Annotated in this window: 12 protein-coding genes; all 12 read left to right on the top strand. The window is 46.2% G+C overall.

The window, feature by feature from the left end:
• The first annotated feature begins 3 nt into the window (after positions 1-3).
• The 12 genes from smc (at position 4) to KPC83_RS04485 (ending at position 14786) form a co-directional block, all read left to right on the top strand.
• Positions 4-3531 (top strand): chromosome segregation protein SMC, encoded by a 3528-nt coding sequence (smc, locus tag KPC83_RS04540; protein WP_216278085.1) that lies wholly within the window; start codon positions 4-6, stop codon positions 3529-3531.
• Complete coding sequence (gene ftsY, locus KPC83_RS04535) at positions 3531-4445, top strand: signal recognition particle-docking protein FtsY (RefSeq protein WP_216278084.1); 915 nt, start codon at positions 3531-3533, stop codon at positions 4443-4445. The genes smc and ftsY overlap by 1 nt, the downstream gene beginning before the upstream one ends.
• Before the next feature lie 68 nt (positions 4446-4513).
• The gene (gene ffh, locus KPC83_RS04530) at positions 4514-5989 is read left to right on the top strand and encodes a signal recognition particle protein (RefSeq protein ID WP_216278083.1); all 1476 of its coding nucleotides are present in this window, start codon (positions 4514-4516) and stop codon (positions 5987-5989) included.
• Between the two features lie 123 nt (positions 5990-6112).
• Positions 6113-6961, top strand: coding sequence for a thymidylate synthase (gene thyA, locus KPC83_RS04525; RefSeq protein WP_216278082.1), 849 nt, complete (start codon positions 6113-6115; stop codon positions 6959-6961).
• 46 nt (positions 6962-7007) lie between these two features.
• On the top strand, positions 7008-7517 hold the full coding sequence (locus tag KPC83_RS04520) for a dihydrofolate reductase (protein WP_216278081.1): 510 nt from the start codon (positions 7008-7010) through the stop codon (positions 7515-7517).
• Between the two features lie 94 nt (positions 7518-7611).
• Entirely contained in the window at positions 7612-8208 is a 597-nt protein-coding gene (locus KPC83_RS04515) for a flavodoxin domain-containing protein (protein WP_216278080.1), read from the top strand.
• Entirely contained in the window at positions 8205-9098 is an 894-nt protein-coding gene (locus KPC83_RS04510) for an RNA methyltransferase (protein ID WP_216279266.1), read from the top strand. Before KPC83_RS04515 ends, KPC83_RS04510 begins: the two co-directional genes overlap by 4 nt.
• Before the next feature lie 403 nt (positions 9099-9501).
• Positions 9502-12672, top strand: a complete 3171-nt coding sequence (locus KPC83_RS04505; RefSeq protein ID WP_216278079.1) for a MucBP domain-containing protein — start codon at positions 9502-9504, stop codon at positions 12670-12672.
• Positions 12673-12683: 11 nt separating this feature from the next.
• Positions 12684-13190 carry a hypothetical protein gene (locus KPC83_RS04500; RefSeq protein WP_216278078.1) on the top strand — a complete coding sequence of 169 codons (507 nt, stop codon included), beginning with the start codon at positions 12684-12686 and terminating at the stop codon, positions 13188-13190.
• Between the two features lie 25 nt (positions 13191-13215).
• Positions 13216-13722 carry a hypothetical protein gene (locus KPC83_RS04495; RefSeq protein ID WP_216278077.1) on the top strand — a complete coding sequence of 169 codons (507 nt, stop codon included), beginning with the start codon at positions 13216-13218 and terminating at the stop codon, positions 13720-13722.
• Between the two features lie 25 nt (positions 13723-13747).
• Positions 13748-14254, top strand: coding sequence for a hypothetical protein (locus tag KPC83_RS04490; RefSeq protein WP_216278076.1), 507 nt, complete (start codon positions 13748-13750; stop codon positions 14252-14254).
• A 25-nt stretch (positions 14255-14279) separates the two neighbouring features.
• Entirely contained in the window at positions 14280-14786 is a 507-nt protein-coding gene (locus tag KPC83_RS04485) for a hypothetical protein (RefSeq protein ID WP_216278075.1), read from the top strand.
• The last annotated feature ends 54 nt before the right edge of the window (positions 14787-14840 follow it).

The raw sequence follows: 14840 nt of genomic DNA, 5'->3' as shown, positions 1-14840 counted from the left end.
TCTATGTTTCTTAAATCGCTGACGCTTAAAGGTTTTAAGTCATTTGCTGACCGTGCTCATATGAGTTTTGAAGAGGGTTTAACGGTTATTGTTGGACCAAATGGGTCTGGCAAATCAAATATATCTGATGCAATTTTATGGGTGTTGGGCGAGCAGAGCGCCAAGCAACTGCGTGGTCAGGCTATGGAAGACGTGATTTTTTCAGGCTCTTCTGCACGTAAGCCGGTGGGAGTTGCTGAGGTAACTCTGGTGCTTGATAACGCGGATAGAACGCTTCCGGTTGACTTTCATGAGGTGGCTATAACGCGGCGCATGTATCGCTCAGGTGAGAGCGAGTATCTTATTAACGCAAGCCCTTGCCGCCTGATGGACATTCAGGATATTTTGCACGACTCCGGTCTTGGTAAAGATACACACTCCATCATTTCTCAGGGCAAGCTCGATGCAATTTTGCAAAGTCGCCCTGAAGAACGTCGCGCTCTTATAGAAGAAGCGGCTGGTATTTCTAAACATAAACGCCGCAAGGAGCGTGCGCAAAAAAAGATTTCGTCTATGGATGCCCACCTCACGCGGGCACGTGATATTAACCGTGAGCTCACACGTCAGCTTCGCCCGCTTGAGCGTCAAGTTGACCGTGCGCGCAAGTATCAAGACTTAACCAAACGAGCTCATGAGCTCACTCAAATCTTGGCAGTTGATGAGCTACGGCGCTTGCAGAGTCACTGGAAAAAACTTGAGCAGCAAGGCACTGAGGCTGATGCAGCGCTTGAGTTGGCGACATACCGTCATGCCGAAAAAGAGCGCGAGCTTGAAAAACTTCAGGTTATGCTTGAGGAAAAGGGTCTCTTTGTTGGAGATTTAGGCGAACAGCGCCGGCACATGCAAGATGTGGTGGGACGCATTGGCTCAGACATGCGCTTACTTGAAGAAAAAGGGCGCAACATGGTGCGCCAGCTTTCTGAGATGAGAAGTACCCTTTCAGGGTCAGAGCATCAGTATCGTCGCGTACAGGAAGAGCTGCAAGCCGCGCAGAAAGAGCTTGATGAGGTACGTGGCGCCCGGCAGGCAGCAGAGGCTGCCGTACAAGATGCAGGCCCTGCTGCCCGTGAGCTGCATAACAAACGAACCTCACTTGAACAAGGTATCGCTGATATGCAACGTGAGGTTCGAGGTCTTGAGCGCGAAATCGACGATGCTTCGCTTCAGCTTGCACGCCTGCGCGAAACGCTTTCAAATGCAGAACTTGAAGACTCCATGTTTGCCTCGCGTATAGAACAAATTGAGGAACAGTCTGAACAGGTGCATGCAGCGCTTTCAGCTCGACGAGACTACGTGGTAGAGCTTGAGGCAAAGCTGACTGATGCAAAGACGGCGGATGTTGAAGCAAAGGCCGCCTATCAAACTGCTCAAGCTGCACTTGTAGCTAGGCGAGCTGCCGAGCGTGCTGCAGCAGATAAATTATCTGAACTTGAGCTAGAGCTTAATAATTTGCGTCGTCTTGATGACCAGCATCTTCAAGGGTCTGAAATGCTGGATACCATCAGCTCGCAGCACCCCGATTATGTGAGTGCACGTTTTGCTGATGTGTTTGAGGCACCTGCCGATATTGAAAAGCTTGTTGAAAAGATATTGGGTTCAGATATGAACGCCCGTGTGGTGTCAGATGCTAACACCTTCTCGGTACTGGTTCCTGAACTTGAAGCGCAGGAGCTCTCTGGTGCAGCAACCCTTGTTACAGCGCAAACAAATCATGATGATGCTTCGGCACCATTTGGCACCCGCCTGATTGATATGTTGAGCATTACCCCTGGTTATGAGGGTGCCCTGCGTAATATGTTGGGTCATTATTATGTGGTTGATAGTGTCAATCAGGTTTTAGGCAGTTCGTCTCCAGCAGGTGTCATGTATGTCACACGCGCGGGAACTTGTATTTCTCATACACAGGTACTTCGTTTGGGAGCTCAGGCCTCTGTTCATGAAGGCACCCTTGAGCGCAAGCGTCGTATTCGTGAGTTGGCAGATGTACACCCTGATGTATCCGTGTTACATGAACAGGCGCAAAAACAGGTACTTGATGCCGAGCGCGCCCTTGAAGATGCGTCACAAGCAAAAGATGATGCTCGCCAAAGCATTGCTCAGCTCGATGGTGAGCTTGCGTCTGCCCGCTCAGAAATTGGACGCATGGAACATGAGCTTTCTCGTGCTCAAGCTGAGATGCATACCTTGCGTGAACGTCGTCATCAAGCGGCAGAAAAAGTTCAAGCAGCGCAGCCTAAGCTCGATGAATTGAGTACCAAGCGAGAAGCAGCGCGTGAGCACGTAGCAGAGCTTCGTGCAGCCTCGCAAAACGCCGCTGATGAACTTGAACAATTGCGAATACAAGATAGTGAAGCAACAGAACAGCTTGCAGAAGCAAAAATAAGACTTGCGTCAGCAACTGAACGTGAGCGCAATTTAGCAAAGCAAGTCCCAGAACTTGAACATCGCTTAGAGCGTCTGAACCACAAGATTCATGCAACACAGCAATCGGCGCGTTCGCTTGAGGTACTGCGCCTGCGTATAGACCCTCTGCACAGCCGCTATGACGCACTCCTTGAGAGAGCGCATGACTGGGCAGCGCGTTTGCGCGATCAGGCATCTATGGCAGAGGCAGGTACGAGTAGTTTACGAGAGACCATTGAGCATGCTAAGGCCGAGGTAGCAACAGCAAAGACTGCTGTTGATGATGCGCGTGCATCACTCAATGAGCTTCAGGTTGCGCGTGGTAAGCTTGAGGTTCAGGTTGAAAATGCGCTTGCATCAGTAACGGCAGAGGGCGGTGTTCTTGAAGAAGCGCTTATGCTGCCTGCTCCTGATGACCCCGCGGCTTGTCGGCGTGAACTAGAAGATATTGCCCGCCAAATCAACAATTTAGGCCCAGTTAATCAGGTGGCTTTTCAGGAATATGAGGAGCTTAAAGAGCGCTCAACATATGTTGAGGCGCAGCTTCAAGATTTGGAGCGCGCGCGTAACTCGCTTACCAAGATTATTCATGCCATTGACCGCAAAATGAAAAATCAATTCTTGCTAACCTTTGCTGAGGTTAATAAGAATTTCTGCGAAGTTTTTAGCATGTTATTTCCGGGTGGTCAGGCGCGCCTTGAAATGACTGACCCTGAGCACCCGGCAACAACAGGCATTGAGGTGGTGGCTCAACCTCGTGGTAAGCGCATTGCCAAGATGATGCTCATGAGCGGCGGTGAAAAGTCTCTCACCGCGCTTGCCCTTCTTTTTGCGGTATATCGCACGCGAACGGTACCGTTTTATGTATTAGATGAGGTTGAGGCGGCTCTTGATGATGCAAATTTGAGCAAGCTTATTGGTGCGCTAGATACCTTGCGCAGCTCAACGCAGCTGCTGGTAATTAGTCACCAGAGGCGCACTATGGAAGATGCCGATGTCCTCTACGGCGTTTCTATGCAAGCAGACGGCGTGAGCCGTGTGGTAAGTCAGCGCCTTGATCGCAGCTCCGGAAAGGTCGTGAATGTCTAATGGGTTTATTTGATTCATTGAAGCGTGGTCTTGAGCGCAGCCGTGAGGCCTTAAACGAGGTTTTTTATTTTGGCGGCGATGTTGATGAGCGTTTTTGGGAAGAGCTTGAGGATACCCTAGTTATGGGTGACATGGGCGCTGAGCTTGCCCTTTCTATCACCGATAAACTGCGTGAAGAGGCTGCGCGACAAAATCTCACCACTGCTCCTCAACTGCGCCGCGCTCTTACTGCGCGTCTCGCAGATATTTTTGTCGCACCTCGTAAAGATATTTTTGCTACGGGTCCTGCTTGTGTGCTGTTTGTCGGTATCAATGGTGCCGGCAAAACAACTACTGTGGGAAAACTTGCAGCTGCAGCAGCAGAACAGGGTCGTCGCGTGGTAATAGGAAGCGCCGATACCTTTCGGGCAGCAGCAATTGAGCAGCTCGATGTGTGGGGAAACCGCGCTGGTGTACCTGTGGTAAAACGCGACCGCGGCTCTGACCCGGCAAGTGTGTGCTTTGATGTCTTAGACGAAGCTGATGCCAGTGGTGCCGATTTGGTTTTGATTGATACGGCTGGTCGTCTGCATACGTCGGCGGAGCTTATGCGTGAGTTAAGTAAGGTGGTTAGCGTTACGCGCAAACGTGCCGAAAAACTCAAAGCCGGTCCCATGCCGGTTTACGTGGTGTTGGTAATCGATGCGGCCACCGGTCAAAACGGGCTCAATCAGGCACGTGAGTTTAACGATGCCCTAGGTCTTGACGGCATCATTCTTACCAAACTCGATGGTACCGCAAAGGGCGGCATTGCACTTGCGGTTGCGGCACGTCTTGGTTTGCCAATCTATCGTATTGGCGTAGGTGAGCATTTAGAAGATTTGCAAGTTTTTGATGCTCTGAGTTTTAGCCGAGCGCTGGTAGGAGAAGATTAAGAGCAACCATCTTATCTTAAGCGTTTTTGCAAGTACGAGTTTTTACGCTGTCAAAAAGGAGCGAGCCTATGTTTAATAGCTTATCCGATCGCCTTGCCGATACCTTTGACCGCCTGCGTGGCAAAGGAAAACTAACCGAGGCTGATATTACAAGTGCTATGCGCGATATTCGCATGGCTTTGCTTGAGGCAGACGTTAACTTTAAGGTGGTGCGCGATTTTGTTGAGCGCACGCGTGAGCGCTGTTTGACAGCTGAGGTGCTTGAATCACTGACCCCTGCGCAAAACGTTGTAAAAATTGTTCTTGACGAGCTTATTGTGCTCTTAGGTGCTACCGAGAGCAAATTGGTGCTATCAAGTCGTATTCCTAACGTTATTATGCTTGTGGGCCTCCAGGGTTCTGGTAAAACCACCGCTGCGGCAAAGCTTGCCTATCTCTTAAAAAAGCAAGGTAGAAGCCCTCTGCTTGCAGCATGCGACGTATATCGTCCTGCTGCAGCCGATCAGTTAGCTACCCTTGGTGGAGAAATTGGCGTACCAGTGTTTCGAGGTGATGGAGCCCACCCCATTCAAATTGCAGAAGATGCTGTTCGCGAGGCAGTCAATAGCATGCGTGATGTGGTGATTGTCGATACAGCAGGTCGCTTGCAAATTGATGAAGTCATGATGCAAGAGGCTGTTGATATTAAGCGCGCCGTTAAGCCTGATCAGGTGCTTATGGTTGTCGATGCCATGACTGGTCAAGATATTGTCAATGTTGTTGCTACTTTTGCTGAGCGCACTGAATTTGACGGCGTTATCGTATCTAAGCTTGATGGCGATGCTCGTGGCGGCGGTGCCTTATCGGTGCGTGCTGTTACCGGAAAACCCATTAAGTTTGCCTCCGTTGGTGAAAAACCTGATGCGCTTGAGGTATTTAACCCTGAGCGCATGGCCAAGCGTATTCTTGGTATGGGCGACGTAGTGGGCATTATCGAAAAGGCTCAGGAGATGGCAGACGCTCAGCAGATGGCTGCAGCTGAGCGCATGCTTCGCGATGGTCTGACCATGAACGACTTGCTTGAGCAAATGCGCACAATTCAAAAAATGGGTGGCATGACTAAGATTTTAGGCATGTTACCGGGTGGTCAGCGTGCCCTTGCCAAGATGGGGGGCAATTTAGACGAATCAAACTTTACGCGCTTTGAAGCCATGATTTTGTCGATGACCTCTGAGGAGCGTTTGCGCCCAAGCATGATTAACGGGCAGCGCCGCGCTCGTATTGCACGCGGCTCAGGCACCACACCAGCCGATGTAAATATCCTCATGAAGCAGTGGGGAGAGATGAACAAGATGATGGGCCGTATGCGCAATATGGCGCAACAACGCGGTGCTCAAAAGGCAAAGGGCAAAAAGGGTAAGAGCAAAAAAATGCGTATGCCAGGTCTTGGCAATTTAGCCGGCATGGATATGAGCCAGCTGATGGGCGGTTTAGGTGGCGGTACTGCTCCGCGTTCTGACCTTGATATGTTGCGCCAGATGGAAGAGCAGTTTAAGCGTCGATAGATAGTGTGAAATGGGTACAGTTTCACCTATGGCAAATAAGCGCTCGCCCCACGCAGTAAGGTATGAGCTTGTTGGTATCGGTATAGAGTGACTCAGTTATAAAACACGCTGGCAGGAGGAACTATGAGCAAGGCAGACCAGCTCTTTGTTAAAATGTGTCAGGATATTTTAGATAACGGTACAACTACCGAGGGCGAGAAGGTACGTCCGCACTGGGAAGATGGAACACCAGCTTATACAATCAAAAATTTTGGTGTAACCAATCGCTATGACTTGCGTGAAGAGTTTCCGGCGCTCACCTTGCGACGCACTGCCTTGAAGTCTGCCATGGATGAAATTTTATGGATTTATCAGAAGAAGTCGAATAATATCCACGACCTCAAGAGCCATATCTGGGACCAATGGGCTGATGAAACAGGTTCTATTGGTAAGGCGTATGGTTATCAGATTGCCCAGACCTCACACTATCCTGAGGGCGACTTTGACCAGATGGATCGCGTGCTGTATGACCTTGAGCACACGCCGTTTTCGCGTCGTATTATGACCAACATGTATACGTTTTCAGATTTACATGCAATGCATCTGTATCCGTGTGCATACAGCGTAACCTATAACGTTACTCAGGGGGCTCAAGATGCGCGGCCAGTACTTAATATGGTGCTCATGCAGCGCAGTCAAGATATTTTGGCGGCAAATAATTGGAATGTGTGCCAGTACGCTCTGTTGCTTATGATGGTTGCGCGCCACGTTAATATGGAGGCCGGAGAGCTGCTTCATGTTATTGTTGACGCGCATATCTATGACCGCCATGTGCCACTCGTGCGTGAGCTTATTAGCCGCCCGCAGCTTAGTGCGCCGTGCGTATCCTTAAATCCAGAGGTACGTAATTTTTACGACTTTACAACGGATGATTTGATAGTTGAGGGCTATGAGACAGGTCCGCAAATCAAGGGTATTCCAATTGCTGTGTAGATAGGGTTGACGGGTCTTTTTAGGCTCAATTGATAAAGGAGCATATATGGCAGTGCTTAAGGCAATTGTTGCAGTGTGTGACGACTGGGGTATTGGTTGCTCGGGTGACATGGTGGTTAATAATAAAGCCGATATGCGCCATTTTGTTGATGCAACTCGCGGGGCAACACTTGTCATGGGTAGAAAGACGCTTGAAAGCTTACCAGGAGCAAAGCCTTTACCTGGGCGGCGCAATATTGTTATTACGCGCGATAGTCAGTTTGCGCCGGCAGAGGTTGAAGTGATTCATAGTATTGACGAGCTCGATGAGCTTTTAGGTGTTGATGAACTTGCATGGGTTATTGGTGGCGGTCAAATATACCAAGCGCTTTTAGGGCGCTGTAGTGAGGCTATCATCACCAAGAACCATGTTGTTCATCCGGTGGATACACGGTTTCCTAATTTAGATGAGCATCCTGACTGGCGCTTAGTTAGTGAGTCTGACACTCACACAATTCAGGCGGGTGAGGGTGATGCGGGCGTAAAGTATCAGTTCTGTACCTATCAGCGCGTTTAGTATTTGGCGGGTGTGGGCTTCTGCGCTGAGGTGTAGTGCGCTATAGTTGATAAACACACAGGTTATCCGGATTACATGAAAAGGCTTGGAGCATATGAAAACCATCATTTTGTATCGTAGTCGTCATCATGGAAATACAAAAAAAGTTGTTGATGCGCTGGCTGCTGCCTTTCCTGATATTGATACCTTAGATATTGCAACACTTGGCAAACATGAGGTTCCTGACGTTTCGTCTTATCATTTAATTGGTGCTGCATCAGGGATTTATTATGGCGGCTTTGACGCAGGACTTAAGCGTGTGCTTGAGCAATGTCTAAGCTATGGTGATAAAGTCTTTGGGCTCATGACATATGGCGGTAACGAAAAATGGCATGGTCGAGACCTTGCAGGTGTTTGTCAGGTCAAAATGGCTACGGTTTTAACGATGTTTGGCTGCCAAGGTTACGATAGTTGGGGACCGTTCAAGCTTGTTGGCGGTATTGGTAAGGGGCATCCAAATCAAGACGACCTTGATGCTGCTATTGCTTTTTATGCACGCCTTGAAGAAGAATACGGACAAATCCTTGAAGACGAATGGAATAAGCGTGAACACCAGCGCGCGATTGACGCTCAAGCACCCAAGGGCGGCTTATTGAGCATGGTTAAGCGAACTGTGCGTGGTTTAGGCAAATCGTCTTCGCGCGACGCATAACTGTGAATATCATTCGGATTAACACGCTTGAGGATGAACGTCTGAGGGCTTATACCCGCTTGACCGAGCGTGAGCTGCGCTCGGTGCTTGAACCTGAGCAAGGTATCTTTATTGCAGAGAGCGCTAAGGTCATAGAGCGGGCGCTGGCAGCTGGCATGAGTGCGATGAGTTTTTTGATGGGCGAGCGCTGGCTTGATAGTTTGAGCCCTTTACTTAAAACGCTCAATCCCGACATTCCTATTTTTGTTGCAGACATGGAGCTCATGGAGCAACTTACGGGATTTAGCGTAACGCGCGGAGCACTTGCAGCTTTTCGTCGTCCGCCCTTACTGCCCGCAGCAGACTTTCTTGCAAGTCTAGCTCGTGCAAAAGCTCATCCGCCGCTTCGGGTTTGCGTACTTGAAGGTATTGTTGACCATACCAATGTAGGTGCTATTTTTCGCTCGGCGGCGGCGCTCAATGTTGATGGCATACTCGTAAGTCCAAATTGCTGCGACCCGCTGTATCGACGCGCGGTGCGCGTAAGCATGGGTACGGTCTTTCAGATTCCCTGGACACGCATAGGTAATACCATAAACACTTGGCCTGGCGATGGCATGAGGACGCTTAAAGCAGAAGGCTTTCTCTGTGCTGCACTTGCCTTGAGCGATACATCATATTCGTTGGATATGCCGCAACTGCAAGATATAGAGCGCTTGGCGCTGTTTATGGGTAGTGAGGGGTACGGTCTTTCGCCTAAAACTATTGCTCAAGCTGATATGTGTGTGCGTATTCCTATGGCTCATGGGGTTGATTCACTCAATGTTGCTGCTGCTTCTGCTGTTGCGTTTTGGCAGCTCTGCCCGCACGTATCAAATGAGTATTCTTATCGGGCGGGATTGTTTTCGTGATTGACATCTAAACTATGCTTGAGCGCGGGTATAGTTTGAGCGCACAAGCGTTATGAGAGGTGTATTATGCAGTTCAAACTGGTACAACTTTATTGAGGACCCCGATGGCTTTTGGCTCGAAATTATTCCCGCAAAATAGAATTTGAGGACCTAATTGCTTGCATTCAACGTGAACCGTGTGGGTGTTGAGCTAAGTATACAAGTATTTATAAACATAGGAATTTGTAGGGCTGTATGAAGGTACCCGTGCATCTTACAGCCTGTATATTGGTTAATTATTATGAGCGGTCTGCACATTGTTTCAGATGAGTTAGATATTTTTTAGTACCTGTTGATTAAATTAATTTAAGTAAAATACTTCATTAAGCTGTTTGTTCTCCAGTAGATTTCTTGGAGGATTGATATGGGGAATCGCTCTGTTGCTCGGGCAATCGCTGCGCTTGTGTTTATTTTTGCTGGCTTCCATTTAACTACTGTATTTGCAGATAATACGGGCGATTATGTGGCTGGCTCACCATCGAACTATCTTGAGACAGCGGCAGCTCGTCGTGATGGAGCTACTCTTTCTTCTGGGGATACGAGCGCAGAACTCGGAAACTCAGATACCTTAGCCACGCCGGTACTAGATGAGAGTAGTACCTCTGAAGAGCGTATTCCATCAATCTCAGACGTGCTTGTTCATGGCGAGTTCAATAGAGCTGCTGCGGGTGTTGATTACTTTAATAATATTTCTATCTCACTTATCGCTGATAACCTTACCGATGATAACTTTTTAACCCCCGAAGGTCTTCACTGGTCTGATAAGACACGTGTTGAGCTTATACACGGAGAAGAACTTGGTGACTTTGATTTTTCCACCTTTTCAGCAGGAGCGCCCCAAGCTTCAGTGCGTGCCTTTCGTATGAATGAAGGAGACTCAGGAAGAATTACCTATGTAGGCACAACCAAATCAGGTATTGAACTTGACCTTATCTGGACCGTTATAGGGTCAGACCAAGAGGATTGGGAGGCAAACTCTGGATACGAAGTTAACCCGTATAAGGGCTTAGGTTTTACTGGTGAGCAATACTTTCATGGAGCGCGCGGAAACGCAATCTCCGTGCTGTATAACCGTGCAAGTAATCTTGGGCTTCACTACCAGATTGTGAGACATAACACCACACATGAGCAGCCGGTGGTTGCAAGTTTTATCTCAACCGATATTGATTCGGCTCAAGGTGTAGTAACTGATTTGGCAAACTTAGTAGAGATTATCCCTGAAGAAAGTCATCTCACCAAACAAGATGGCATTATCTATGACACAACACCAGATGCAGAAAACCTCAATGGCTCGGTAGATCTTCCGCGAGGAGGATATTTAGGTGCGGGTTTTCTTTCAAGCTTTACCTATGTGTTTTATTCACCTGCACCTCAACGCGTGGCAGACTCATACGCTTATCCTCGGGCAGTGCGTTATGACTTGTTTGGTACAAGCCTACAAGCAAAGCTTCTTATTCGCATGCGGCAACACATTGTGGTGCGCTATGTTGATAGCTCTGGTGTTGAGCTTAAAGCTGAAGAACACTATCTTGGCTTGAGTGATGAGCGTTATAGTTTTCGCGCTGCATCGATTGATAACTATCAACTTCTCGACATCCAAAAAGATGAAAGCGACCCCACCTGCCCGGTACTCACCTTTGTATACACACCATTGCATAACGTTTGTTTTCACTTTGTAGATGAAGATAACAACAAGCTTATCGAGGATAAGCACGTGCGTGTGCTTAGTCAGAGAAATATCTCCTATGTACCTCCATTGCTTGCTGGTTATGAGCTGCCTGATACATTTGTTGGCACAATCACACAAGATACAGAACATAGCTTTGTGTATAAAAAGATTATCACGCTGGATAAACCCGATGCTGCTCAGCCTGCTCATTCTGCTCAGGCACAGAATGAGGGGAACGCAAGCGCATCTCACATACCTTCTGCTAGGCACACATACCCTAAAAGTACTCATCCCAAGCCTCATGGTATACGTGAAGGCAGTGTCTCTCATATCTTGCAACTCAAGTCCGATGTTGCAAGCTCTGCGCAAACAGAACCCGTTGACCCGTTTTTAGTGAATACCGGTATGACGAAAGAGCAGAAAGAACGCTTTCTTGCTTATATTGCTGAAGCTGAACGCCAGGGACGAGAAAAATATAGTAACAATCAGGCTCAGGTCAACCATACTGTGGATAATTGGATTGCCTATCCGGTCTATGCAACTAATATGCTGCAATCACTAGTGAATGACTTTGGTGATACGCCGCGCGTGGGGAATTATGGGGATGTATATAAAAATTTATGGGAGGTTCATCGAGACCAAAAATATAAGATTGATTTCCCACATCTTTTTACAACATTAGCCTCTATGAAGAAAAGCTCCTACTTCAAAGAGGCGCTAAAACTTGTAGTTGGGCGTTCTCCAAGTGTTTTTTGGGGAATAGCTCCTGATGATAATTTCTTTCAACTTAATTCATTTACTGGAGATTTGCTGACCACCATTGATACAAAAGACCGTAATACCGATATCGATGCTTTTATCTTTCAATATCACCCTGACTATAAAAACCTAAGTGATTATCAAAAGATTCTAAAACACTATCATATAAAAAATCTCGATACAGAACGTGAGCGCCTCTACCAAGAAGTTCTTAAATTGCAAGCAGGACCTGCCGTAAGCGCGCAAGAGCAAGAAATGCTTAATGTTTTCTTTGCAGCTGCAACGCTCGGGGGTGTGGGAGTTGCACTGTCTGGGCTTTTTAGCAAAGCAAGAAAAGAGTTTGAATCCTTTAGGGAAAATCCACATACCTATGCTATGCAAGCTATAAATGGTGCTGTTACAAGCATGCAGGCAGGTGTAACATCGTTTGTTAATAATCCGTTAGGTTTTATTAAGTCCCATATTATTAGCCCAGTTTTAAGTGCTGGATTAGGTGCCGTTACTCTGGGTGGCGCTTTAGTAAGAAAGCTTGGGGGAAACGTTTATGAATATGGTATTAAGCCGGTAGCACAATTTGTAGATAAGCATATCGTAAAGCCTGTTGGTTCTTTCCTAAAAGATTCTGCTAAATCAATTACCCGTTTAACAAAATCAGTGACCCAAGCTGTCTCAGATACTGTTTCCCGCAGCGTCAATGTCGTTAAGAAGGCAAGAGCTTCTCTATATCATAATGTGGTTAAGCCGATAATCAAAGCAGCACATACCCACGTGGTCAAGCCGGTGGTGAACAAGGTTATAAAGCCGGTAGTTAGGTTTGTTAACAAGCATGTGGTGCAGCCAATAGTTAAAAACGTGATAAAGCCGGTTTCCAACTTTGTGAACAACAATATTCTAAAGCCTGCCGCTGGCTTCATACATAGCATCACCAAGTCATTTATGCAAAAGCCAGCCAAGAAGAAGATTGTCAAGCCTGCGCACAAACAAGCAAAACCAGTACGCAGCGCAAGTTTACATGCAAAGAAAAAGACAAGTAAAACAACTTCGCGCACTACAAAGAAAAAAGCTACACAATCAGCTCGGAAGTATTCCAAACAGCTACGTCGTTAAGGAGACAGATTATGCGCAAAAAACCCATGAGACTCATTATCTTTATAATCTTGGTATGTGGCTATGTATATTTTAATCTCAAATTAAGCGCAGTTTACTATGCTCAACACACTCCTCATAAGGAGGGGGTAGAGCCAGTACTGATGGAGCTTGTAGATAGTCTGTATTGGGCAGCAACCCCTGATATTGAGGGTATTTCGTATGATTATGATGGCGGCAATGCTATATACAATTACAATTTTAAAGAAGAAAATGTACCGATTTTTGATAGCCATTATGGTCTAGAGTATTATTATTTTGATTCAGGGTCTAAACTTTATACTTTCGACTATAAATTCCAATTAGAGTCGGTATGGAATAGAGATTCTCTTTCGTCTGAGTCTACTGACGTAGATGTCAATGCAATCAAACGCGACATCTACAAAGTCGTCCAACCAGTCATTGACGCTCAGTCTAAACCGCTCCTTCTTAATCTCCAGTGGCTTTATGACCTTCTCAACAAAGACCGGTTTAACTAAGCTTGAGAGGTATAGGAGACTTGCCATGCGCAAAAAACTTATTAGAGTTCTTATCCTTTTAATTTTGGTATGTGGCTATATGTATTTAAATCTCAAATTACACGCAGTCTACTACGCTCACTACACCCCTCATAAAGAGGGGGTAGAGCCAGTACTGATGGAGCTTGTAGATAGTCTGTATTGGGCAGCAACCCCTGATATCGAGGGTATTTCATATGATTATGATGGTCCACGAGCTATTTTGAATAGCAACTATAAGGGAGAGTCGATACCGTCTTTTACAAGTTTTGAAGGGTTAAAATACAGATACTGTGATAATAGTGATTTAGCATTTACGTTCGATAGTAAATTTCAAATATCAAGAGTATATAACGGCAAGACAAACTCGCTTGAGTCTACTGACGTAGATGTCAATGCAATCAAACGCGACATCTACAAAGTCGTCCAACCAGTCATTGACGCTCAGTCTAAACCACTCCTTTTTAATCTCCAGTGGCTTTATGACCTTCTCAACAAAGACCGGTTTAACTAAGGTTGAGAGGTATAGGAGACTTGCCATGCGCAAAAAACTTATCAGAGTTCTTATCCTTATAGTCATAGTATGTGGCTATGTGTATTTTAATCTCAAATTAAGCGCAGTTTACTATGCTCAACACACTCCCCATAAAGAGAGGGTAGAGCCGGTGCTGATGGAGCTTGTAGATAGTCTGTATTGGGCAGCAACCCCTGATATCGAGGGTATTTCGTATGATTATGATGGCGGCAATGCTATATACAATTGTAATTTTAAAGAAGAAGATATTCCTCTGTTTGAGAGTCGTAATGGGTTAGAGTATGCGTACTATACTCCCAATTCTTTAACTTTTGTTTTCAATGATAGGTTTCAGTTAGTAAGAGTATATAACGACAAGACAAACTCACTTGAATCCACTGACGTAGATGTCAATGCAATCAAACGCGGCATCTACAAAGTTGTCCAACCAGTCATTGACGCTCAACATAAACCACTCCTTCTCAATCTCCAGTGGCTTTATGACCTTCTTAACAAAGACCGCTTTAACTAAGCTTGAGAGGTATAGGGGACAGATTATGCGCAAAAAACTTATTAGAGTTTTTATCCTTATAGTCATAGTATGTGGCTATGTGTATTTTAATCTCAAATTAAGCGCAGTCTACTACGCACACTATACCCCTCATAAAGAGGGAGTAGAGCCAGTACTGATGGAGCTTGTAGATAGTCTGTATTGGGCAGCAACCCCTGATATCGAGGGTTTTTCATATGATTATGATGGCGGCAATGCTATATACAATTACAATTTTAAAGAAGAAAATGTACCTCTGTTTGAAAGTCACTATAGCTTAGAGTACAGATATTATGCTTCAAATTCTTATTTTTTTGTTTTTGATGAAAAATTTCATTTAATTAGAGTTAGAGATGAAGAAATGAGACTTATTGATTTACAAAGTATTGATGTCAATGCAATCAAACGCGACATATACAAAGTCGTCCAACCAGTCATTGACGCTCAGTCTAAACCACTTCTTCTTAATCTTCAGTGGCTTTATGACCTTCTCAACAAAGAACGCTTTAACTAACTACAATCCATCGATTCCAAGTCTTTGCTCCAGTTTGAGGAAACTTATTGGCGT

The organism is Collinsella sp. zg1085, from assembly GCF_018889955.1.
Classification (GTDB): Bacteria; Actinomycetota; Coriobacteriia; order Coriobacteriales; family Coriobacteriaceae; genus Collinsella.
The sequence above is the reverse complement of the archived record's forward strand: the minus strand, read 5'-3'. Positions and strand labels throughout refer to the sequence as shown.